At 44.4% G+C, this 22,937-nt stretch carries 19 protein-coding genes, 2 pseudogenes and 2 other annotated features; all 21 genes and pseudogenes read left to right on the plus strand.

Annotated elements, in window-relative coordinates; genetic code table 11:
• The first annotated feature begins 26 nt into the window (after positions 1-26).
• Positions 27-239 (plus strand) — a binding site (T-box leader).
• A 119-nt stretch (positions 240-358) separates the two neighbouring features.
• Positions 359-970, plus strand: a pseudogene (gene cysE / locus ERJ70_RS00005) (serine O-acetyltransferase).
• Between the two features lie 20 nt (positions 971-990).
• Positions 991-2,392 (plus strand): annotated as a pseudogene (gene cysS, locus ERJ70_RS00010) (cysteine--tRNA ligase).
• Between the two features lie 2 nt (positions 2,393-2,394).
• Positions 2,395-2,793: a Mini-ribonuclease 3 gene (locus ERJ70_RS00015; protein ID WP_374099742.1), complete on the plus strand. Its 399-nt coding sequence runs from the start codon at positions 2,395-2,397 to the stop codon at positions 2,791-2,793.
• Positions 2,794-2,799: 6 nt separating this feature from the next.
• Positions 2,800-3,543, plus strand: coding sequence for a 23S rRNA (guanosine(2251)-2'-O)-methyltransferase RlmB (gene rlmB, locus ERJ70_RS00020; protein WP_209366416.1), 744 nt, complete (start codon positions 2,800-2,802; stop codon positions 3,541-3,543).
• A 2-nt stretch (positions 3,544-3,545) separates the two neighbouring features.
• Positions 3,546-4,055 carry an NYN domain-containing protein gene (locus tag ERJ70_RS00025; protein ID WP_209366417.1) on the plus strand — a complete coding sequence of 170 codons (510 nt, stop codon included), beginning with the start codon at positions 3,546-3,548 and terminating at the stop codon, positions 4,053-4,055.
• Between the two features lie 83 nt (positions 4,056-4,138).
• Positions 4,139-4,795, plus strand: coding sequence for an RNA polymerase sporulation sigma factor SigH (sigH, locus tag ERJ70_RS00030; protein WP_026569030.1), 657 nt, complete (start codon positions 4,139-4,141; stop codon positions 4,793-4,795).
• 71 nt (positions 4,796-4,866) lie between these two features.
• Complete coding sequence (gene rpmG / locus ERJ70_RS00035) at positions 4,867-5,016, plus strand: 50S ribosomal protein L33 (RefSeq protein ID WP_074601229.1); 150 nt, start codon at positions 4,867-4,869, stop codon at positions 5,014-5,016.
• Positions 5,017-5,056: 40 nt separating this feature from the next.
• On the plus strand, positions 5,057-5,236 hold the full coding sequence (secE, locus tag ERJ70_RS00040) for a preprotein translocase subunit SecE (protein WP_074601230.1): 180 nt from the start codon (positions 5,057-5,059) through the stop codon (positions 5,234-5,236).
• Positions 5,237-5,371: 135 nt separating this feature from the next.
• Positions 5,372-5,905, plus strand: a complete 534-nt coding sequence (gene nusG / locus ERJ70_RS00045) for a transcription termination/antitermination protein NusG (RefSeq protein WP_026569032.1) — start codon at positions 5,372-5,374, stop codon at positions 5,903-5,905.
• A 357-nt stretch (positions 5,906-6,262) separates the two neighbouring features.
• Positions 6,263-6,688, plus strand: coding sequence for a 50S ribosomal protein L11 (rplK, locus tag ERJ70_RS00050; RefSeq protein ID WP_026569033.1), 426 nt, complete (start codon positions 6,263-6,265; stop codon positions 6,686-6,688).
• 207 nt (positions 6,689-6,895) lie between these two features.
• The gene (gene rplA, locus ERJ70_RS00055; protein ID WP_209366418.1) at positions 6,896-7,591 is read left to right on the plus strand and encodes a 50S ribosomal protein L1; all 696 of its coding nucleotides are present in this window, start codon (positions 6,896-6,898) and stop codon (positions 7,589-7,591) included.
• Positions 7,592-7,655: 64 nt separating this feature from the next.
• Positions 7,656-7,803 (plus strand) — a sequence feature (ribosomal protein L10 leader region).
• A 45-nt stretch (positions 7,804-7,848) separates the two neighbouring features.
• On the plus strand, positions 7,849-8,349 hold the full coding sequence (gene rplJ, locus ERJ70_RS00060; protein WP_209366419.1) for a 50S ribosomal protein L10: 501 nt from the start codon (positions 7,849-7,851) through the stop codon (positions 8,347-8,349).
• Positions 8,350-8,420: 71 nt separating this feature from the next.
• Complete coding sequence (gene rplL, locus ERJ70_RS00065; protein ID WP_209366420.1) at positions 8,421-8,786, plus strand: 50S ribosomal protein L7/L12; 366 nt, start codon at positions 8,421-8,423, stop codon at positions 8,784-8,786.
• Between the two features lie 181 nt (positions 8,787-8,967).
• Positions 8,968-9,570, plus strand: coding sequence for a class I SAM-dependent methyltransferase (locus ERJ70_RS00070; protein ID WP_209366421.1), 603 nt, complete (start codon positions 8,968-8,970; stop codon positions 9,568-9,570).
• A 628-nt stretch (positions 9,571-10,198) separates the two neighbouring features.
• The gene (gene rpoB, locus ERJ70_RS00075; RefSeq protein WP_209366422.1) at positions 10,199-13,735 is read left to right on the plus strand and encodes a DNA-directed RNA polymerase subunit beta; all 3,537 of its coding nucleotides are present in this window, start codon (positions 10,199-10,201) and stop codon (positions 13,733-13,735) included.
• Positions 13,736-13,801: 66 nt separating this feature from the next.
• A complete protein-coding gene (gene rpoC / locus ERJ70_RS00080; RefSeq protein ID WP_209366423.1) occupies positions 13,802-17,413 on the plus strand; it encodes a DNA-directed RNA polymerase subunit beta' in 3,612 nt (1,203 codons plus the stop codon).
• 179 nt (positions 17,414-17,592) lie between these two features.
• On the plus strand, positions 17,593-17,844 hold the full coding sequence (locus ERJ70_RS00085) for a 50S ribosomal protein L7ae-like protein (RefSeq protein ID WP_026771005.1): 252 nt from the start codon (positions 17,593-17,595) through the stop codon (positions 17,842-17,844).
• 105 nt (positions 17,845-17,949) lie between these two features.
• Positions 17,950-18,363 carry a 30S ribosomal protein S12 gene (gene rpsL, locus ERJ70_RS00090; RefSeq protein WP_209366424.1) on the plus strand — a complete coding sequence of 138 codons (414 nt, stop codon included), beginning with the start codon at positions 17,950-17,952 and terminating at the stop codon, positions 18,361-18,363.
• A gap of 49 nt (positions 18,364-18,412) precedes the next feature.
• Positions 18,413-18,883 carry a 30S ribosomal protein S7 gene (gene rpsG / locus ERJ70_RS00095; RefSeq protein ID WP_209366425.1) on the plus strand — a complete coding sequence of 157 codons (471 nt, stop codon included), beginning with the start codon at positions 18,413-18,415 and terminating at the stop codon, positions 18,881-18,883.
• A gap of 39 nt (positions 18,884-18,922) precedes the next feature.
• On the plus strand, positions 18,923-21,001 hold the full coding sequence (gene fusA / locus ERJ70_RS00100; RefSeq protein WP_209366426.1) for an elongation factor G: 2,079 nt from the start codon (positions 18,923-18,925) through the stop codon (positions 20,999-21,001).
• Positions 21,002-21,131: 130 nt separating this feature from the next.
• Positions 21,132-22,322: an elongation factor Tu gene (gene tuf / locus ERJ70_RS00105; RefSeq protein WP_026569042.1), complete on the plus strand. Its 1,191-nt coding sequence runs from the start codon at positions 21,132-21,134 to the stop codon at positions 22,320-22,322.
• Positions 22,323-22,937: the final 615 nt, after the last annotated feature.

A 22,937-nucleotide genomic window follows, 5' to 3' on the forward strand; every position in this document is an offset into this window, starting at 1 on the left:
TTTTGTAATATAGTAATACTACAAAAAATCGAGCGTTGAAGAGGAGAAGTAAAAAGCGGCAGGCTTAGAAAGAGAGAATCACCACCGGCTGAAAGTGATTTTAAGCATCCGTTTTTGAAATGCACCTCTGAGTCCCTTATTGAAACGAGTAGGTAAGGCGGCTGCCTGCCGTTAACCAGGAACTTGAGTTGGGGGATTTTTTCCCAAACAGAGTGGAACCGCGCTTAAGCGTCTCTGTGTATCTATACACAGAGACGCTTTTTTGTTAGGTAAGGAATGAAGCTTTTCCATTTTTGACGATTTGGGAATCAGGGATGACAACAAGGAAGGGAGGCGGTCTTACGTGGGTTTTTTCAGAATGCTGAAAGAAGATATTCTAGTCGTGTTTGACCAGGACCCGGCTGCCCGTACTTATTTTGAGGTTATTTTAACGTACGCAGGGTTACATGCAATCTGGGCACATCGGGTTGCTCACGCTTTTTATAATAAGAAGTTTTATTTTATTGCCCGGGTAATTTTCACAATTCAGCCGTTTCTTGACAGGGATTGAAATTCACCCTGGGGCAAAAATAGGAAAAAGATTTTTATTGACCACGGAATGGGTGTGGTAATCGGGGAAACATGTGAAATCGGGGATAACGTTACCATCTTCCAGGGAGTCACCTTAGGGGCACTGGAAAAGAGAAGGGAAAAAGACACCCAACGATTAAAAATAATGCTTTAATCGCAACCGGAGCAAAAGTGCTCGGTTCGATTGTGATTGGTGAGAGCTCTAAAGTAGGGCTGGATCGGTGGTCCTCCATGATGTTCCTGACCACTCAACAGTAGTTGGAATTCCCGGACGAGTGGTCATTCAAACGGAGAACGTGTACGAAAAGATCTTGATCATCATAAGCTGCCTGATCCCCTTTCGGAGGTAATGAAAGAGATGGATGCTGAAATAAAAGCCTTTGCGGAAAGAATTGGATAAGTTAAAAGGAGTGAAGAGTCATGACAATACAACTTTATAATACATTGACCCGGCAAAAGGAACCCTTCGAAACCATAGAAGAAGGAAAGGTTAAGAATGTATGTCTGCGGTCCAACTGTCTATAACTATATTCATATAGGGAATGCACGCCCTGCGATCGTATTCGATACGGTAAGAAGGTATTTGGAATATCGCGGATATGCGGTCAACTATGTATTGAATTTTACGGATGTCGACGACAAAATAATCAAAGCGGCAAATGAACTTGGGGAAGAAGTGCCGGATATATCGCAGCGGTTTATCAATGCTTATAAGGAAGATGTCGGTGCTCTGGGGGTAAAACAAGCTGACCATCATCCCCGCGTAACAGAAAGCATGGAGGAAATCATTGAATTTATCTCCTTGCTGATAGAAAAAGGGCACGCATATGAAGCGGACGGTGATGTGTATTTCCGCACCCGCTCCTTTGACAATTATGGAAAACTATCCCATCAATCGATCGACGAGCTTCGTTCTGGAGCCAGAATTCAGATAGGAGAGAAAAAAGATGATCCACTGGATTTCGCTTTGTGGAAACAAGCCAAGGCAGATGAAATCTCATGGGATTCTCCCTGGGGAAAAGGCCGTCCGGGATGGCATATAGAGTGCTCGGCCATGGCGAAAAAATACCTAGGTGACACCATTGACATTCATGCCGGAGGCCAGGATTTAACTTTTCCGCATCACGAGAACGAAGTAGCCCAATCGGAAGCTGGAAATGATAAACAGTTTGCGAACTATTGGATGCATAATGGTTATATCAATATAAATAATGAAAAAATGTCCAAATCGATGGGGAACTTTGTTCTGGCTCATGACTTGATAGAACAGCATGATCCACAGGTAGTACGATTCTTCATGTTGAGCGTCCACTACAGGAACCCGATCAATTTCAGCGAGGCATTACTGGAAAGTGCTAAAAACAGTTTGGACCGGATTAAAAATGCCTATTTAAATCTGGAGCACCGCAAACAGTCCAGTACTAATCTTGACGGAAACGAGGAAGAATGGCTGGAAAAAGCGGAGGGTTATCAAAGAAGATTCGTGAAGGAGATGGACGACGATTTCAATACGGCCAATGCAATAGCTGTATTGTTCGATATAGCAAAAGATGCCAATGTTTATTTGCAGTCTAAGCAAACTTCCGAACGGGTCATCAACAGACTGATGGAACTGATGGAACAGCAGACAGGCGTCCTTGGCATTCAGTTGAAACAAGAAGAGGAATTGCTGGATAAAGAAGTAGAAGCATTGATCAAGCAAAGGAATGACGCAAGGAAGGACCGTGATTTCGCGTTGGCGGACCAAATCAGGGATGATCTGAAGGAACAGGGGATCATTCTCGAGGATACACCGCAAGGTACGCGGTGGAAGCGGGGATGAACATGGCGGAAATAGATGTAAAACAAATGAAGAGCCTGAATCTGGCTTATATGGGGGATGCCGTTTATGAAATCTATGTAAGGCATCATCTTATTAGAAAAGGAAATGTAAAGCCAGATCAATTACACCGGTCTGCAGTCGCGTTTGTCTCCGCTAAGTCGCAAGCCAGGGTGATTACTGATTGGCTTGAGAAGGAACGGTTGTCTATGGAGGAAGAAGGTGTCGTCCGGAGAGGCAGGAACGCCAAATCCGGAACGGTGCCGAAAAATACAGATGTACAAACCTATCGGTATAGTACTGCTTTTGAAGCGCTGTTGGGCTATTTATACTTGGGAGGAAATATAGAAAGGCTGGAACAATTAGTTGCGGAAGCCATCGCATTCGTAGAGGAAAGGGGTTGATTGATAATGGCTGAAGAATGGATCATTGGCAAAAATCCGGTTACAGAAGCATTGAAATCCGGACGATCGATCAATAAAATTTTGATTTCAGACCAGTTGCAAAAACAAGCATTTCATAAAATTCAGTCACTAGCCAAGGAGAATGGCGTGACAGTACAGCAAGTGCCAAAGCGAAAGATAGACCAGCTGGTGGAAGGCAATCATCAGGGGGTAGCTGCAGCTGTCGCTGCGTATGCATACAGCAGCCTGGAGGATTTATTCGAAGCTGCCGAACAAAAGGACGAGCCTCCGTTCTTTATGATTTTAGATGAAATAGAAGATCCGCATAATTTAGGATCTATTCTCCGTACCGCTGACGCGGTCGGAGTACACGGGGTCATCATTCCGAAACGCCGATCGGTTGGCTTGACCGCAGTAGTAGCCAAAACTTCGGCAGGAGCGATTGAGTATATCCCTGTCGCCAGAGTAACTAATATCGCAGCCACGATCGATGAATTAAAGGAAAGAAACGTATGGGTGGTCGGTACTGCTGCAGATGGTTCAGAGGATTATCGGGAACTGTCGGCAGATATGCCGTTAGCCCTTGTCATCGGCAACGAAGGGAAAGGAATGAGCAGGCTTGTGAAAGATAAGTGCGATTGGACAGTAAGGCTGTCAATGAAAGGGGAAGTTTCCTCGTTGAATGCCTCTGTTGCTGCGGGACTGCTTATGTATGAAGTTTTTAGAAAACGGAATCCGCTTGGTGAATGACAATGGATGTATTAGTGGTGGACGGATACAACATCATCGGTGCCTGGGATGAATTAAAGAAATTAAAAGATCATGACCTGGCTCAGGCTCGTGATCTTTTAATTGCCAATATGGCAGAGTACCAAGCGTACAAAGGAATGAGGGTAATCATCGTATTTGACGCTTATTACGTCCAGGGCCTTGCGAAAAAACAACAGAATTTCAAGGTGGAAGTAATTTTTACGAAAGAAAAAGAGACGGCTGATGAATGTATCGAAAAATTAATCAAACAATTGAAAAACGTGAAAACCCAAGTGTATGTCGCTACTTCAGATTTCACAGAACAACGTACCATCTTTGCTCAGGGGGCGCTCCGCAAGTCCGCTCGAGAGCTATATATTGAAATGAAGAATATAGAGAAAGAGATAGAGGAAGATTTAGAATCTTATCGAAATATCCAATCCTCCTCCAAGATTCCGATCAAAAAAGATATATTGGAAGTGTTCGAAAAATGGCGAAGGGGAGGACATTAGTCGACACCTGTTATTGACGATAGTGAAACGCTTACTGTATAATATTGCTATATTCACGGCAGTATAGTCGGGGGGAATCCTGGGTGACCATCACACACACGGAGACAGACGATCAGGAATTAGGCTATGAGAAACTTGAAGACGATGAGTTGATTGAATTGGTTCATCAGGGCCAAACTTATGCCTTGGACTATTTGATTACGAAGTACAGAAACTTTGTTAGGGCAAAAGCCCGGACCTACTTTTTAATCGGAGCAGACCGGGAGGATATAGTACAGGAAGGCATGATTGGTCTCTATAAGGCAATTCGGGACTACAAAGGAGATAAGCTTTCTTCTTTTAAAGCATTTGCCGAACTATGTATAACCCGCCAAATTATCACTGCAATCAAAACAGCCACCAGGCAAAAGCATATCCCATTAAATTCTTATGTTTCACTGGACAAGCCTATTTATGATGAAGAGTCAGACAGGACACTCATGGATGTGATTGCCGGATCTAAGGCCGTCGACCCTCAAGAGTTGATTGTGAACCGTGAGAAATTCGGGGACATGGAATATAAAATGTCAGAATTGTTAAGCGAATTGGAACAACAAGTGCTCAGTCTTTATCTGGACGGCAGGTCTTACCAAGAAATTTCCGTCGAGTTGAAACGGCATGTGAAATCGATCGATAATGCCCTTCAGAGGGTGAAGCGCAAACTGGAGCGTTACTTGGAAATCAGTGAGTTGAGTCTATAAACGTAACGTTGACAGGCTCTTGTTCCCATGCTACATTGGTATGGTGAAAAACCCTGAAACGGGGTGATGGAATGAGACGTAAAGTAGTACTGGCCTGTGTGGACTGCCTAAGCAGAAACTACAGTACAGATAAGAATAAAACAGAGAATGCCGAACGGTTGGAAGTTCGCAAGTTTTGCAAAAGATGTGGAGCTCATACCCTGCATCGGGAGACGAAATAAGTAAAAGCCGGTCTGTAGGCCATAAGTTTGGGGGTAAAGCATGAAACTTATCACATTCTTTAAAAATGTTTCCAGGGAAATGAAAAAAGTGAGCTGGCCAAAAGGTCGGGAACTGACAAGCTATACCATTACTGTTGTGTGTACCGTTGCGTTTGTAGCAGTCTTTTTTGCTGTTATCGATTTGGGAATTACGGAAATTCTTAATCTATTGTTTGAATAATTAATGGTAGTTTATGCTATAATATAGTTAATCATACTTTTACGAGCAAAACCCGTGAACTGCGGGTTTTTTAAATTGGCAAAAATAATCAGTATTCGAAAAGGGAGGGAAGGGCAAGGGGATTGTCCTGAAATCATGGAAAAAAATTGGTATGTAGTCCACACTTATTCTGGCTACGAAAACAAAGTGAAAACGAATCTGGAGAAACGTTTGGAATCGATGGGAATGGAAGATAAGATTTTTCGCGTGCTTGTCCCAGAAGACGAGGAAACAGAAATCAAGAACGGCAAAAAGAAGGTAGCTAAAAAGAAAGTGTTTCCGGGTTATGTATTGGCGGAAATGATCATGACAGATGATTCCTGGTACGTAGTCCGCAATACCCCGGGAGTGACCGGATTCGTAGGCTCGACCGGTGCAGGCTCCAAACCCATCCCTCTCTTGCCTGAGGAAGCAGAGTTCATACTGAAACGGATGGGGATGCAAGAACAGGTCACCGAAGTGGACTTCGAAGAAAAAGAAAGTGTCCGCGTAACAGACGGGCCTTTCACGAACTTTACTGGTACCATCGAACAAATTGATCTCGATAAGCAAAAAGTAAAGGTACATGTAAACATGTTCGGTAGAGAAACCCCAGTAGAACTAGAATTCTCCCAAATCGAAAAATTATAATGTAAGATGGAAGAAAAGCGAAAGCGCCTTGTTCACCCCCGACAAGCTTAAGCAAAACCTCGGAGTGGCGGTTTCTGCCACAGAGAGGATTGGCTTAAGACCTCGAGGGGGTAGGCGCTGGAGCTGGACAAAGACAGGTGGAAAATACCTGAAAGCAACGGTAGAAGGTGTTCACTTCCTATCGACATTGGCCATAAAGTAGGAACTGGGAAGAATAGGTATTCAAACAACCCCTTGCATTTTGTTCGCAAAGATGCTAGAATTTTTATGTTCTTTATGCTCGGTGTATAAAGATATACGATGAGTGGGAGGGGAAGACCCTATTACCACATCACGGACTTTAAGGAGGTGTGTCTCGTGGCTAAAAAAGTTATTAAAGTTGTTAAACTTCAAATCCCTGCAGGGAAGGCAAACCCGGCACCGCCAGTTGGACCGGCATTGGGTCAAGCAGGTGTAAATATCATGGGATTTTGTAAGGAATTCAATGCCCGTACGCAAGACCAGGCTGGCATGATTATTCCAGTAGAAATCACGGTGTTTGAGGACCGTTCATTTACATTTATCACAAAAACTCCGCCTGCTGCTGTGCTTCTTAAAAAAGCAGCTGGAATCGAAACGGCATCAGGTGAACCAAACCGTAATAAAGTTGCTACTGTCAAGCGCGACAAAGTAAAAGAGATTGCGGAAACCAAAATGCCTGATCTGAATGCTGCTAACGTGGAAGCGGCTATGCGTATGGTTGAAGGTACAGCGCGTAGTATGGGAATCGTTATCGAAGACTAATCCCACAGCGACTCTGCTGAGTAAAGAAGGTTGCGATGATGGCGGAAGTGCCTTTCGCAACCTTTTTGTAGGACAGGGATTAAATCATGATTGCCTCCGAAGCAATCGTGTAGCGAGCTCGGCTGTTGAAGACAGCCGGTGAAGCTCGTTCCGCTTTTTAAAGTGGGAGGTATAACCGTTAAAACCACAATCAAGGAGGAAATAATAATGGCTAAAAAAAGCAAAAAGCAACAAGAGGCTTTGAAACTTGTTGATCGTTCAAAAGCTTATGATATAAAAGAAGCAGTAGAGCTAATCAAGCAAACTGCTAAAGCTAACTTTGATGAAACAGTAGAGGCTGCGTTCCGTTTGGGTGTTGACCCTAAGAAAGCTGACCAACAGCTTCGCGGTGCAATGGTGCTTCCGCACGGAACTGGTAAAACACAGCGCGTCTTGGTTTTCGCGAAAGGCGATAAAGCCAAAGAAGCTGAAAACGCGGGTGCTGACTTTGTAGGAGAGCAAGACTTGATCAACAGAATCAACCAAGGATGGTTTGACTTTGATGTCGTTGTAGCGACTCCTGACATGATGGCTGAAGTTGGTAAACTTGGACGCGTATTGGGGCCGAAAGGCTTGATGCCAAACCCTAAAACCGGCACGGTGACTTTTGAAGTTGAAAAAGCAGTGCAAGAAATCAAAGCTGGTAAGGTAGAATACCGCGTGGATAAGTCCTCCAACGTTCATGTGCCGATCGGAAAAGTATCCTTTGATGACGCTAAATTGATCGAGAACTTTGAAGCAATTACGGATACTTTGGTGAAAGCAAAGCCACAAGCGGCTAAAGGCATTTACATGCGTAACGCTTCTGTTGCTTCTACGATGGGCCCTGGCATCAAAGTAGACGTTTCTAGCTTCGTTCGCTAAAAAAGTCTATTGACTTGTCATGAATGTTTAGCTATAATGTACAATGTTGCATAAGTTAAAGTAACTAAATATAAACGTTGTACCGTAGACAGCAGGTGCTGAAAAGCTTAATGTCCTGCCGAGGTGTGTGAATAGAAAACAATCACCGGTGTATGATTGTTTCATCGAAAACAAAACCTCCATGTCTGCATGGGGGTTTTTTCATGTACTGACATAGGATCTGACGGTATGATGAAAAGTCAATAGGAGGTGGAACAATGTCCAAAACAATTGAGCACAAAAAACAAGTTGTAACCGAAATCGCCGACAAGTTCCGCGAAAGTAAATCAACAATTCTTGTCGATTACCGCGGCCTTGACGTTGCAGAAGTCACGGAACTTCGTACACAACTTCGCGATGCTGGTGTCGATTTCAAAGTGTACAAAAACACGATGACTCGCCGCGCTGCAGAAGAAGCAGAGCTGGCGGATTTGAACGAAACATTGGTTGGGCCGACGGCCATTGCGTTCAGTACTGACGATGTAGTGGCACCTGCAAAGATCTTGAACAACTTTGCCAAAGAACACGAAGCGCTTGAAATCAAAGCTGGCGTCATCGAAGGAAGCATTGCATCCCTTGAGCAAATCAAGGAACTTGCCGACCTGCCAAACTACGAAGGTATGCTTTCCATGCTGCTTAGCGTACTTCAAGCACCTGTCCGCAACTTTGCTTACGCTACAAAAGCAGTTGCAGAACAACAAGAAGAACAAGGCGCGTAAGCTGGCACTTGTTTAAAGAAATCTCATGAGATTCGTTTAAATAAAACTAATTATCCCAAGGAGGAAGAAACATGTCTAAAGAACAAATTATTGAGCAAATCAAAGAAATGACAGTTCTTGAATTGAACGACCTTGTAAAAGCTATTGAAGAAGAATTTGGAGTAACTGCTGCTGCACCAGTTGCTGCTGCAGGCGCAGCTGGCGGCGGAGAAGCTGCTGAAGAACAAACTGAATTTGATGTTGTTCTGGAAAGTGCCGGATCTTCTAAAATCAAAGTTGTAAAAGCAGTTCGTGAGATCACTGGTCTTGGACTTAAAGATGCAAAAGACCTTGTAGATAACGCTCCAGGAGCAATCAAAGAAGGCGTTGCGAAAGAAGAAGCTGAAGAAATGAAATCTAAGCTTGAAGAAGCAGGCGCTTCTGTTGAATTGAAGTAAGGAATAAACAAGCCCGCCTTTATCGGCGGGCTTTTATTACCTTTAAAGGGTTTCTGCTCTGGGAAATGTAAAACATTTAAACTTACCGGTTGGGCGGTAAAGCGTGGATTGATGAATACGCCATGCCCGACCTTATATCCTCTGTCCCATTTTTAACTAAGAAAAGCAGGTGCTTACCATTATGTCTGAGCATTATTATTCAAGAAAGCCAACATCAGAAAGTGATCCGAAAACCTGGCATTACAAACTGAGAGGTTTTGACTTTTCTTTTACCACTGATCACGGAGTGTTTTCCAGAAACGAGGTAGACTTCGGCTCCCGTACATTAATTGAAGGCTTTACGGAACCAGCGATAGCAGGCGGGTTTCTTGATCTGGGTTGTGGATACGGACCGATAGGTTTATCATTGGCGAAAGCTTTTCCGCACCGTCATATCACCATGAGTGATATCAATGAAAGGGCGATTGACTTAGCCAGAAAAAACGCGATAAACAACCAAGTGGAAAACGTAGAATTTAAAATTAGTGATCGTCTCCAGTCCTTCCAAAACGAAACGTTTTCAGCTATAGTAACCAATCCCCCTATCCGTGCAGGGAAAAAAGTAATTTTCGATATGTTTGAAGAAAGCTATAAAGCGCTGCTTCCGCAAGGAGAGTTGACGGTTGTCATTCAGAAGAAGCAGGGAGCACCTTCTGCCCAGAAGAAATTGGAACAACTATTTGGGAATATCGAATTACTTGTGAAAAACAAAGGTTATTACTTATTGAAATCAACAAAGCAATAAGTAGCCGCTGCTTTTGTGCCAGGAATTTTATTATTGACTCGCTGTTCCTGTTGTGGTAATATTGAAAAATGCCAATAGGCGACTTCCCTTGTCAAGGATTATTTTCACTTTTTTACGTATAATCTTTTTTGATAAAGGAAAGAATGGTGAAATCGGATAATTTTTCCTATTGTTTCAAGGAGAAATGAGAGAAGAATCATTGCCGTTTTACCACTTTAAAAAAATTTAAATTTTTTTAAATGTCGCAGTATGCTTTCCAGCGGCAAAAGGCAAAATGCCAGAAACCCGTTTCTAATCTAACGTTAGATGGATGGAAAATGTGATACAACATTCGCTCACAGCGAATGTTTCAATAAAAAATCTTGTGAACGATTGGTTTTTGCTTCACAAGTTTGTTCGGTATGTTTACCGGACAATTTTGCGCTTATCACCAAATGCTCGTTTCGCTGCTGAACAAGAGGAGTGTGATGGTGCAAAAACCGCTTCACCTTAAAGCTGAGCAAAGTGCTAGTGTCTTATATTATAAGCATTGTTGCTTTCTGGGCAGTAATGGCTGCTTTTCGTTCTTTGCCGACAGCTTGATGGTGTGCAGCGTTTTTTCTAATTCTTGATTTGAGGGGTGAATCAGTTGACAGGTCAACTAGTTCAGTATGGACGACACCGCCAACGCAGAAGTTATGCACGTATTAGTGAAGTACTAGAATTGCCAAACCTAATCGAGATACAAACTGCTTCCTATGATTGGTTTTTGGAAGAAGGTTTGCGCGAAATGTTCCAGGACATCTCTCCAATTGAAGACTTCACAGGGAATTTATCATTAGAATTTGTGGATTACAGCTTGGGTGAACCTAAGTATCCTGTCGATGAATCGAAAGAAAGAGATGTCACCTATAACGCTCCTCTTCGTGTTAAAGTCCGGTTGCTTAACAATGAAACTGGCGAAGTGAAAGAGCAGGAAGTATTTATGGGAGACTTCCCGTTAATGACCGATACTGGTACCTTTGTGATCAATGGTGCCGAACGGGTGATTGTTTCCCAATTAGTTCGTTCACCAAGCGTTTACTATAGTGAAAAACATGACAAAAACGGAAAAAGGGGTTATACAGCTACTGTAATCCCGAACCGCGGAGCCTGGCTTGAGTTTGAAACGGATGCCAAGGACGTTGTTCATGTTCGTATCGACCGTACAAGAAAGCTTCCAATTACGGTTCTTTTGCGTGCGCTCGGTTTTGGCACTGATCAAGAGATCATTGACTTGCTTGGCGATAATGAATACTTAAAAAACACGTTGGAAAAAGACAACACGGAAAACAGCGAAAAAGCTTTGCTTGAAATATATGAACGGCTGCGTCCTGGTGAACCGCCGACAGTCGATAATGCCAAAAGTCTGCTGGTTTCCCGCTTCTTTGATCCGAAGCGATATGACCTGGCACACGTAGGTCGTTATAAAATGAACAAAAAACTTCACATTAAAAACCGTCTATTTAACCAAGTGCTAGCTGAAACCCTCGTCGATCAGGAAACAGGAGAGGTGTTAGCGCAAAAAGGCGATACCATTGACCGCAGACTCCTTGATAAACTGCTTCCTTATTTAGAGGGAACAGAAGAAAATACCGGTGATCAGGTTCTAGAACCGCACGAAGGCGTACTGGAAGATCCAATCAAGGTCCAATCGATCAAAATTGTTGATCCAACAGACCCTGAAGGCGAAAGAACATTGAATGTTATCGGCAACGGCAATGTGGACGATAGCGTGAAAAATATTGCACCTGCTGATATTCTTGCGGCGATCAGTTATTTCTTCAATCTGCTGCATCAAGTAGGCGGTACGGATGATATTGATCACCTTGGAAACCGTAGATTGCGTTCTGTCGGTGAACTTTTACAGAATCAATTCCGGATCGGTTTATCCCGAATGGAACGTGTAGTTCGGGAGCGGATGTCCATTCAGGACACCTCGTCCATAACACCACAACAGTTGATCAATATAAGACCTGTTATTGCTTCCATAAAAGAATTCTTTGGTAGTTCCCAGCTGTCACAGTTTATGGATCAAACGAACCCGTTGGCAGAGTTGACGCATAAACGCCGTCTGTCTGCTTTAGGACCTGGCGGATTAACCAGGGAACGTGCCGGAATGGAAGTTCGTGACGTTCACTACTCGCACTATGGCCGTATGTGTCCGATTGAAACACCGGAAGGTCCGAACATCGGGCTGATTAACTCCTTGTCTTCTTATGCGAAGGTGAATAAGTTCGGCTTTATCGAAACGCCTTACCGTCGCGTTGATTTAGAGACAGGAAGGGTAACAGAACATATTGATTACCTTACCGCCGATGAAGAAGACAACTATGTAGTAGCGCAGGCGAACGCTCGTTTAAATGAAGACTGGTCATTTACGGATGAAGAAGTTATTGCCCGTTTCCGTGGGGAAAACACAGCAGTTCCTCGCGATCGGATTGATTATATGGACGTATCTCCAAAACAGGTTGTATCTGCCGCAACGGCATGTATCCCTTTCTTGGAAAACGATGACTCCAACCGCGCTTTGATGGGTGCAAACATGCAACGTCAGGCTGTTCCGTTGATGCAGCCGGAAGCGCCGAGAGTCGGAACTGGAATGGAGTACGTTAACGGAAAAGATTCCGGGGCTGCAGTCATCTGTAAGCACGAGGGAGTTGTCGAGCGGGTAGAAGCGAAAGAAATCTATGTCCGTCGTATTTCCGAAGTGGATGGAAAACGAGTGGAAGGCGACTTGGACCGCTACCGTTTGCAGAAATTCATTCGTTCCAACCAAGGTACTTGTTACAACCAGAAGCCTATCGTAAGCGTGGGTGACCACGTCACCAAAGGAGAAGTCCTTGGCGACGGACCTTCCATGGAAGATGGAGAACTTGCCCTTGGACGGAATGTCCTGGTTGGCTTCATGACGTGGGAAGGTTACAACTATGAGGACGCCATTATCATGAGTGAGCGTCTGGTAAAAGATGATGTATATACTTCTATTCATATTGAAGAGTATGAGTCAGAAGCACGCGATACAAAACTGGGACCTGAAGAAATCACGCGCGACATCCCGAATGTTGGGGAAGACGCACTGCGCGACCTTGATGAAAGGGGTATTATCCGTGTAGGTGCAGAAGTTGGGGACGGCGATTTGCTAGTAGGTAAAGTTACACCTAAAGGGGTAACCGAATTGTCTGCTGAAGAACGATTGCTTCATGCCATTTTTGGCGAAAAAGCACGTGAAGTACGTGATACTTCCTTGCGCGTTCCTCATGGTGCCGGCGGTATCGTGCTTGATGTGAAGATCTTCAACCGGGAAGATGGCGATGAACTTCCGCCAGGCGTAAACCAGCTTGTCCGTGTTTATATCGTTCAGAAGCGTAAAATCTCTGAAGGGGACAAAATGGCCGGGCGTCATGGTAACAAAGGTGTTATTTCAAAAATCTTGCCTGAGGAAGATATGCCATTCCTTCCAGACGGGACACCTATTGATATTATGCTAAACCCATTGGGGGTACCTTCCCGTATGAATATCGGACAGGTACTGGAATTGCATTTAGGCATGGCAGCTAGACAGCTTGGCCTTCATGTAGCTACCCCTGTATTTGATGGTGCCAGGGAAGAAGACGTTTGGGAAACACTTGAAGAGGCCGGAATGCCAAGAGATGCGAAGACAATCCTTTATGACGGCCGTACTGGTGAACCGTTTGACAACCGGGTTTCTGTCGGGGTCATGTATATGATCAAACTTGCCCATATGGTAGATGATAAACTCCACGCCCGCTCTACTGGTCCATATTCGCTAGTGACGCAGCAACCATTGGGTGGTAAAGCTCAATTTGGCGGACAGCGTTTCGGTGAGATGGAGGTATGGGCATTGGAAGCCTATGGTGCTGCTTATACATTGCAGGAAATTCTGACAGTGAAATCAGATGATGTGGTCGGACGTGTTAAAACGTATGAAGCAATTGTAAAAGGCGACAATGTTCCGGAACCAGGTATTCCTGAATCATTTAAAGTATTAATCAAAGAGTTGCAAAGTCTTGGCATGGACGTGAAGATGCTTTCCGCAGATGAGGAAGAAATTGAGCTTAGGGACATTGAAGAAGATGATACTCAATCCGCAGACAACTTGAATATTGAAGTGGAAGAAAGCTAATCCACTTCCTATTCATTCAGTCTGTGCTTAGGTTAAAACCTGGATACTAAAAGGGAGGTAGGCCCCTTGCTAGATGTAAATAATTTCGAATTTATGAAAATAGGTTTGGCTTCACCTGATAAAATTCGGTCCTGGTCTTTTGGTGAAGTGAAAAAACCGGAAACCATCAATTATCGAACGCTGAAGCCGGAGAAAGATGGATTGTTTTGCGAGAGAATCTTTGGTCCTCAGAAAGACTGGGAGTGTCACTGCGGTAAATATAAACGTGTCCGTTATAAAGGCGTAGTTTGTGACCGCTGTGGTGTCGAAGTTACCAAAGCAAAAGTCCGGCGTGAGCGAATGGGGCACATCGAGCTAGCTGCTCCAGTTTCTCACATCTGGTATTTTAAAGGAATCCCAAGCCGTATGGGTCTTGTGATGGATATGTCCCCAAGGGCTTTGGAAGAAGTTATTTACTTTGCTGCATATATTGTCACTGACGCTGGAGATACGGCGTTGGAGAAAAAACAATTGCTTTCTGAGAAGGAATATCGTGCTTATCGTGATAAGTACGGGCAGTCATTCCAGGCCCAAATGGGCGCGGAAGCAATACGTAAACTTCTTCAAGATATTGATTTGGATAAAGAAGTTGATCAACTGAAGGAAGAACTGAAAACAGCACAAGGTCAAAGACGCACCCGTGCAATCAAGCGTCTGGAAGTATTGGAAGCTTTCCGTAATTCCGGAAACGAGCCTTCCTGGATGATATTGGATGTATTGCCTATTATCCCGCCTGAGTTACGTCCGATGGTCCAACTTGATGGTGGACGCTTTGCAACATCTGACTTGAATGACCTGTATCGACGGGTGATTAATCGGAACAATCGGTTGAAGCGACTGCTTGATTTAGGCGCACCAAGCATCATTGTGCAAAATGAGAAGCGCATGCTTCAAGAAGCTGTCGATGCATTGATTGACAATGGCCGCCGCGGCCGTCCTGTTACCGGTCCGGGAAATCGTCCGCTTAAGTCGCTTTCCCATATGCTGAAAGGAAAGCAGGGGCGTTTCCGTCAAAACTTACTCGGTAAACGTGTTGATTATTCCGGCCGTTCCGTTATCGTGGTTGGCCCGCACTTGAAGATGTATCAGTGTGGACTGCCGAAAGAAATGGCTGTGGAATTGTTCAAACCGTTCATCATGAAAGAGCTTGTCGAAAAAGGGCTCGCCCATAATATAAAATCGGCGAAGCGCAAAATTGAACGTTTGCACCCGGAAGTATGGGACGTTCTTGAAGAAGTGATTAAAGAACACCCTGTACTATTGAACCGTGCACCAACATTGCACAGATTGGGCATCCAAGCCTTTGAACCAACATTGGTTGAGGGAAGGGCGATCAGGCTTCACCCGCTCGTATGTACCGCGTATAACGCAGACTTTGATGGTGACCAGATGGCTGTTCACGTTCCGTTGTCTGCCGAAGCGCAGGCGGAAGCACGCATTCTGATGCTGGCTGCGCAAAATATTTTAAATCCAAAAGATGGCAAGCCGGTCGTTACACCTTCTCAGGATATGGTGCTTGGTAACTATTACATTACCCTGGAACGTGAAAACGCAATAGGCGAAGGCATGATCTTCAGGGATCTTAACGAAGCCTTGATTGCCTACCAAAACGGTTATGTTCATTTGCATACACGAATCGCTGTAAGTGCTGCTTCTTTAGGCAATGAAACGTTCAGCGAAGAACAGAGAAGTAAGTTGATCATCACCACAGTCGGTAAATTGATCTTTAATAACATGCTTCCTAATTCGTTCCCTTATATGAACGAACCAACGCAGGAAAATCTGGAGCTCCGTACACCAGAGAAGTACTTTATAGACAAGGGAGCAAATGTGAAAGAAATCATTGCCGAGCGTGAGATTATTCCTCCGTTCAAGAAAGGTATACTTGGCGACATTATCGCTGAGGTGTTTAAACGGTTCAAAATCAGTGAAACATCAAAAATGCTTGACCGCATGAAAGACTTAGGATTCAGCTATTCAACAAAAGCCGGTATCACTGTCGGTGTTTCGGATATTGTTGTGTTGGCTGAAAAAGAAGAAATCCTTGATGAAGCCCAGGGTAGGGTCGACAAAGTATTGAAACAGTTCCGCCGCGGTCTAATAACCGAGGAAGAACGCTATGACCGTGTCATTTCGATCTGGTCACAGGCTAAGGATACAATTCAAGACAAGCTGATGAAGTCCTTGAACCCACGCAACCCAATTTTCATGATGAGTGATTCTGGAGCTCGTGGTAATGCTTCTAACTTCACCCAGCTCGCCGGTATGCGCGGACTGATGGCTAACCCGGCAGGACGTATCATTGAGTTGCCGATCAAATCCAGTTTCCGTGAAGGTTTAACGGTGCTTGAATACTTTATTTCTACTCACGGTGCCCGTAAAGGTCTTGCTGATACGGCGTTGAAAACAGCTGACTCTGGTTATCTGACAAGAAGACTTGTTGATGTTGCCCAGGATGTTATTATTCGGGAAGAAGACTGTGGAACAGATAAAGGATTGACCGTTCAATCGATTACAGAAGGCACAGAAATGATTGAACCATTGATCGACCGTCTGATTGGAAGAACTTCATTCCAGGTTGTCCATCATCCGGAAACGAACGAAGTGCTAGTGAATAAGAACGAAGTCATCACAGAAGATACTGCCAAGCAGATTGTAGATGCAGGCATTGAACAAGTGACGATTCGATCTGTCTTCACTTGTAACACCAAGCATGGAGCTTGTAAAAAATGTTACGGAAGAAACCTTGCTACCGGAGACGAAGTCGAAGTCGGCGAAGCAGTCGGCATCATTGCTGCCCAATCTATCGGTGAACCAGGTACACAGCTGACAATGCGTACCTTCCATACCGGTGGGGTAGCAGGAGACGATATCACACAAGGTCTTCCGCGTATCCAAGAGCTTTTCGAAGCACGTAATCCGAAAGGTCAAGCAGTTATCAGTGAGATCAAAGGAACAATCCAGGATATCAATGAGATTAAAGATAAGCAGGAAATCGTTGTACAAGGTGAAGTGGAAAATAGAACGTACACTTCTCCATATGGAGCGCGCTTGAAAGTAGCTGTTGGTGATAAAATCATTGCCGGCCAGGAACTGACAGAAGGTTCTGTTGATCCGAAAGAGCTTCTGAAGGTTCAAGGCATCGACGGCGTACAACAGTACTTGCTAAAAGAAGTGCAGAAGGTTTACCGGATGCAAGGGGTTGAAATTGGCGATAAACACGTAGAAGTGATGGTTCGTCAAATGCTCCGCAAGGTCCGTGTCTCCAATGCCGGGGATACCGATGTATTGCCAGGTTCACTGCTTGAGATTCATCAATTCAGAGACGCCAACAAAAACGTATTGCTAGAGGGTAGGCAGCCGGCAGTCGGCCGACCTGTCATTCTAGGTATTACAAAAGCGTCCCTTGAAACAGACTCCTTCTTATCCGCTGCATCCTTCCAGGAAACAACTCGTGTCCTGACCGATGCCGCAATTAAAGGGAAACGCGATGAATTGCTCGGCCTGAAAGAGAATGTTATTATCGGTAAGCTCGTACCAGCTGGAACAGGCATGCCGACATACAGAAAGATCCAGGCGGAATTAGATGAAGCAGAAGAACCTGTTGATGTACAGCAGGCAGAAGAAATCACCCATTAATTACTTTGTATAAAACAAGGTATAGCAGGGGAGCAAACAGGAAACGGCAGATTTCCACAATCTGCCTGTTTTCCTGCCTCTATATAAAAATCCTTTTAATTTAAGTTGACATTGAATTTCGAGGATGATACTATATTTGAGGTGCTTCCGTTTATCCTTGTTACTTTGGAGGATAGCCAATGTCTTATGATAAAGTGGCACAGGTTAAAACTGGTTTGATCATAGGAACCAAACAGACATTAAAAGCCATGAAAAATGGCGAAGTAAGGGAAGTAGTTATTGCGGATGATGCTGATCTGCAAATAACAGAGAAAGTGTCGCGTCTTGCAAATGATTTAAGCATCCCATGCAGCAGAGTAGATTCGAAGAAAAAGCTCGGCGAAGCATGTGGCATAGATGTAGGTACAGCGACTGTGGCAATTAAGCAATAAAGTTTTGGCGAATCGTAGTTAAATCGCGAAAACTTTGTTTTTTGCCTTGAAATGAACCACCTGGATATGTGGTATTACAGAATGAGGATGAAAGGAGGAAAAAACATGCCTACAATTAATCAATTAGTACGTAAAGGCCGCGTGAGCAAAGGAAAAAAATCCGACTCACCAGCATTGAACAAAGGGTACAACAGTTTCAAGAAAGCATTGACTGATCAATCTTCTCCGCAAAAACGCGGTGTATGTACTCGTGTCGGTACTTTGACACCGAAGAAACCAAACTCTGCACTTCGTAAATACGCTCGTGTACGTTTGACAAACGGTATTGAAGTTACTGCTTACATTCCTGGTATCGGACATAACCTTCAAGAGCACAGTGTTGTGCTTATTCGCGGAGGTCGTGTAAAAGACTTACCGGGTGTGCGTTATCATATTGTTCGTGGTGCACTTGATACAGCCGGAGTAGAAGGCCGTGCGCAAGGACGTTCGAAGTATGGTACAAAGAGACCGAAAAAATAATGCAGCAGTTGCTCATTCTTAAATAGATAAACAGAAAGGAGGAAATCATATGCCACGTAAAGGACCAGTAGCAAAACGTGATGTATTGCCAGATCCGTTACACAATTCGAAGCTTGTTACTCGTTTGATCAACCAGATCATGATTGATGGACAACGGGGGAAAGCTCAAAAGATTCTTTATAGAGCATTTGAACTTGTTCAAGAACGCAGTGGCCAAGACGCTATGGAAGTTTTTGAACAAGCAATGAAAAATGTAATGCCAGTGCTTGAAGTACGCGCACGTCGTGTAGGGGGTTCTAACTACCAAGTACCTGTAGAGGTACGCCCTGAACGTCGTCAGGCGCTGGGTCTTCGCTACATTGTTAACTACTCCCGCCTTCGCGGAGAGAAAACAATGGAAGAACGCCTAGCGAATGAAATCCTTGATGCTTCCAACAATACAGGTGCAGCTGTCAAGAAACGCGAAGACATGCACAAAATGGCTGAAGCTAACAAAGCATTCGCCCATTACCGCTGGTAATCTAAAAACTAAACATTATATCAGGAAGGAGAAAGATGCATGGCTAGAGAATTCTCCTTGGAAAAGACTCGTAATATCGGTATCATGGCTCACATCGATGCTGGTAAAACCACTGCTACCGAGCGTATTCTTTTCTACACAGGACGTATCCATAAAATCGGCGAAACCCACGAGGGCGCTTCTCAAATGGACTGGATGGAGCAGGAACAAGAGCGTGGTATTACCATTACGTCTGCCGCGACAACCGCTCAATGGAAAGGTCACCGTATCAACATCATCGATACACCGGGTCACGTGGACTTCACAGTGGAAGTAGAACGTTCCCTGCGTGTACTTGATGGTTCTGTTGCAGTTCTAGATGCTCAATCTGGTGTGGAACCACAGACTGAAACTGTTTGGCGTCAGGCTACAACATATGGTGTTCCTCGTATTGTATTTGTAAACAAAATGGATAAAGTGGGTGCAGACTTCCTTTACTCCGTTGGAACACTAGGCGACCGTCTGGGAGCAAATGCTCACCCAGTTCAATTGCCGATTGGTGCTGAAGATAATTTCGAAGGGATTATCGACTTGATCTCCATGGAAGCATATTACTACATGGATGATTTGGGTACCCGTGCAGAAGCACGTCCAATACCGGATGAATATAAAGAACAGGCTGAAGAATATCGTACCAATTTAGTTGAAGCAGTAGCAGAACTGGACGAGGAACTTATGATGAAGTACTTGGAAGGCGAAGAAATCTCTAATGAAGAATTGAGATCTGCTGTCCGTGCTGCAACGTTAAGCGTTGAGTTCTACCCTGTTTTTTGTGGTTCTGCCTTTAAAAACAAAGGTGTGCAATTGCTGATTGACGGTGTCATCGACTACCTGCCGTCACCAATTGACGTACCTCCAATCGAAGGTCATGTACCACAGACAGAAGAAAAAGTCGTCCGCAAATCCGATGACAACGAACCATTCTCGGCATTGGCATTTAAGGTTGCAACCGACCCTTATGTCGGAAAACTGACTTTCTTCCGTGTATATTCCGGTACATTGAACTCCGGTTCCTATGTACGAAACTCGACGAAGGATAAGCGTGAACGTGTAGGACGTATCCTGCAAATGCACGCCAACTCCCGTGAAGAAATTTCAACTGTTTATGCCGGCGATATCGCTGGTGCTGTCGGACTGAAGGATACAGGAACAGGGGATACGCTTTGTGATGAGAAATCACTAGTAATCCTGGAATCCATGGAATTCCCTGAGCCGGTTATCGATGTTGCCATCGAGCCAAAGACAAAAGCAGACCAGGACAAAATGGCTGTAGCGCTTGGCAAGCTGGCTGAAGAGGATCCTACTTTCCGAACAGAAACAAACACGGAGACAGGTCAAACAATCATTTCCGGTATGGGTGAACTTCACCTGGATATCATTGTTGACCGTCTGAAGCGTGAATTCAAAGTTGAAGCTAATGTTGGTGCTCCACAGGTTGCTTATCGTGAAACTTTCCGTGCTTCCGCTGAAGTAGAAGGTAAGTTTGTAAGACAGTCCGGTGGTAGAGGCCAATACGGACACGTTTGGGTTAAGTTTGAGCCAAACGAAGAAGGTGCCGGCTTTGAATTTGAAAATAAAATTGTTGGTGGTACAGTTCCTCGTGAATACATCCCTTCTGTAGAAGCTGGTATCAAGGAATCTATGGAAAACGGAGTATTGGCAGGATATCCATTGATTGACGTCAAAGCGACCTTGTTCGATGGAAGCTACCATGACGTCGACTCCAACGAGATGGCCTTTAAAGTAGCTGCATCGATGGCGCTTAAGGCTGCTAAAAACAAGTGTCAACCAGTAATTCTGGAACCGATGATGAAAGTCGAAGTCACCATTCCGGAAGAATATATGGGAGACATTATGGGTGACGTAACATCCCGTCGCGGACGTGTAGAAGGTATGGGCGCTCGTGGTAATACACAAGTCGTAAATGCTTTCGTACCACTTTCTGAGATGTTCGGTTATGCAACGGCTCTTCGATCCAACACCCAAGGAAGAGGTCAATATACAATGCACTTTGACCACTATGAAGAAGTACCGAAGAGCATTTCCGAAGAAATTATTAAGAAAAATGCTGGTGAATAATTGATTTTTTTCTGTTCATCGCGTATAACTTGTATTGTAAGCTTAGAAACGACTCTCCAAGTTGTTTCTAAGCGGCAAATACATTGATTATAAAATCAACACTTTTACTTACTTAAAGGAGGAAATATAAATGGGTAAAGAAAAATTCGATCGCTCCAAAGACCACGTTAATATTGGTACTATCGGTCACGTTGACCACGGTAAAACTACTTTGACTGCTGCTATTACTACAGTATTGCACAGCCGTTCTGGTTCTGGTACTGCAATGGCATACGACCAAATTGACGGTGCTCCAGAAGAGAAAGAACGCGGAATCACTATCGCAACTTCTCACGTTGAGTACGAAACTGAAAACCGTCACTATGCTCACGTTGACTGCCCAGGTCACGCTGACTATGTTAAAAATATGATCACTGGTGCTGCGCAAATGGACGGTGCTATTCTTGTAGTATCTGCAGCTGACGGTCCTATGCCACAAACTCGTGAGCATATCCTTCTTTCCCGCCAGGTTGGTGTACCGGCAATCGTTGTATTCTTGAACAAAACAGACATGGTAGACGATGAAGAACTTCTTGAGTTAGTAGAAATGGAAGTTCGCGATCTACTTTCTGAGTATGACTTCCCTGGTGACGATGTACCAGTAATCAAAGGATCAGCTCTTAAAGCTCTAGAAGGTGACGAAGAGTATGCAAACAAAATCTTCGAACTTATGGATGCTGTTGATGAGTATATCCCTAGACCAGACCGTGACACTGAGAAACCATTCATGATGCCAGTTGAGGACGTATTCTCTATCACTGGTCGTGGTACAGTTGCTACTGGCCGTGTTGAGCGCGGACAAGTTAAAGTCGGTGACGAAGTTGAAGTTATCGGTCTTGCTGAAGAAGCAGCTAAAACTACTGTAACTGGTGTTGAAATGTTCCGTAAGCTTCTTGACTATGCAGAAGCAGGGGACAACATTGGTGCTCTACTTCGTGGTGTGGCACGTGACGATATCAACCGTGGCCAAGTTCTTGCTAAGCCTGGTTCTATCACTCCACATACTAAATTTAAAGCAGAAGTTTATGTTCTTTCTAAAGAAGAGGGTGGACGTCATACTCCGTTCTTCGGTAACTACCGTCCACAGTTCTACTTCCGTACAACTGACGTAACTGGTGTTATCACACTTCCAGAAGGCGTTGAAATGGTTATGCCTGGCGATAACGTAGAAATGAGTGTAGAACTTATTTCTCCAATCGCTATCGAGGACGGAACGAAATTCTCCATCCGTGAAGGCGGCCGTACAGTAGGCGCTGGCGTTGTTGCTTCTATCCAAGAATAAGTTAGAGCGATGCTAGAAATGAAGCAGACAGCTATAAAGCTGTCTGCTTTTTCACTGTCTAGGAAATTATAAATTTCAATGACTGTGGATCGTTATTGGCTGAAACAGCCACATCCAGCTCCAGCGCCTACCCCCTCGAGGTCTTAAGCCCACCCTCTGTGTGGCAAAAAGCGCCACGCCGAGGCTGTTCTTAAGCTTGTCGGAGGCCCAAACGATGTGGGTCATGCAGGCGTTGCCACAGGACGTGGCGGCTCTAGCCTGTACTCCTTTAAACAGGCGCTTGCGCTTTTGTTCTTTTTAAGGATATAACGATGTTAAGACAAACGTATAGTGGCAAAGTAAAAGCCGAGTGATGATCTGAAATCCTAAGCATTCGAATCCGTTCGGTATTTATTTCATATAAGCTGTCATTTTAACCTAGCAAATAAATAAAACTTCTGACTTCCTTTTTGGAATGAATGGTGTAAATACTCCACTCCGGCAAGGTACTACGCTTTCCGCGGGCACGGCTTCAGCTAACTTGGTAGAATTGACCGCTTTACCAAAGTGTATCTTAAGCTCGCGCTCATCCCGCAGTCTACGACCTTGCCTCCGTTTGGTTGGAACACTCCTATG

Source organism: Sediminibacillus dalangtanensis, from assembly GCF_017792025.1.
GTDB lineage: Bacteria > Bacillota > Bacilli > Bacillales > Amphibacillaceae > Sediminibacillus > Sediminibacillus dalangtanensis.

Coding starts and splice junctions, on each gene's coding strand:
- ERJ70_RS00015 (WP_374099742.1), top strand. CDS start 2,395: ATGGCGGAAATAGATGTAAAACAAATGAAGAGCCTGAATCTGGCTTAT.
- rlmB (WP_209366416.1), top strand. CDS start 2,800: ATGGCTGAAGAATGGATCATTGGCAAAAATCCGGTTACAGAAGCATTG.
- ERJ70_RS00025 (WP_209366417.1), top strand. CDS start 3,546: ATGGATGTATTAGTGGTGGACGGATACAACATCATCGGTGCCTGGGAT.
- rpmG (WP_074601229.1), top strand. CDS start 4,867: ATGAGACGTAAAGTAGTACTGGCCTGTGTGGACTGCCTAAGCAGAAAC.
- secE (WP_074601230.1), top strand. CDS start 5,057: ATGAAACTTATCACATTCTTTAAAAATGTTTCCAGGGAAATGAAAAAA.
- nusG (WP_026569032.1), top strand. CDS start 5,372: ATGGAAAAAAATTGGTATGTAGTCCACACTTATTCTGGCTACGAAAAC.
- rplA (WP_209366418.1), top strand. CDS start 6,896: ATGGCTAAAAAAAGCAAAAAGCAACAAGAGGCTTTGAAACTTGTTGAT.
- rplJ (WP_209366419.1), top strand. CDS start 7,849: ATGTCCAAAACAATTGAGCACAAAAAACAAGTTGTAACCGAAATCGCC.
- rplL (WP_209366420.1), top strand. CDS start 8,421: ATGTCTAAAGAACAAATTATTGAGCAAATCAAAGAAATGACAGTTCTT.
- ERJ70_RS00070 (WP_209366421.1), top strand. CDS start 8,968: ATGTCTGAGCATTATTATTCAAGAAAGCCAACATCAGAAAGTGATCCG.
- ERJ70_RS00085 (WP_026771005.1), top strand. CDS start 17,593: ATGTCTTATGATAAAGTGGCACAGGTTAAAACTGGTTTGATCATAGGA.
- rpsL (WP_209366424.1), top strand. CDS start 17,950: ATGCCTACAATTAATCAATTAGTACGTAAAGGCCGCGTGAGCAAAGGA.
- rpsG (WP_209366425.1), top strand. CDS start 18,413: ATGCCACGTAAAGGACCAGTAGCAAAACGTGATGTATTGCCAGATCCG.
- fusA (WP_209366426.1), top strand. CDS start 18,923: ATGGCTAGAGAATTCTCCTTGGAAAAGACTCGTAATATCGGTATCATG.
- tuf (WP_026569042.1), top strand. CDS start 21,132: ATGGGTAAAGAAAAATTCGATCGCTCCAAAGACCACGTTAATATTGGT.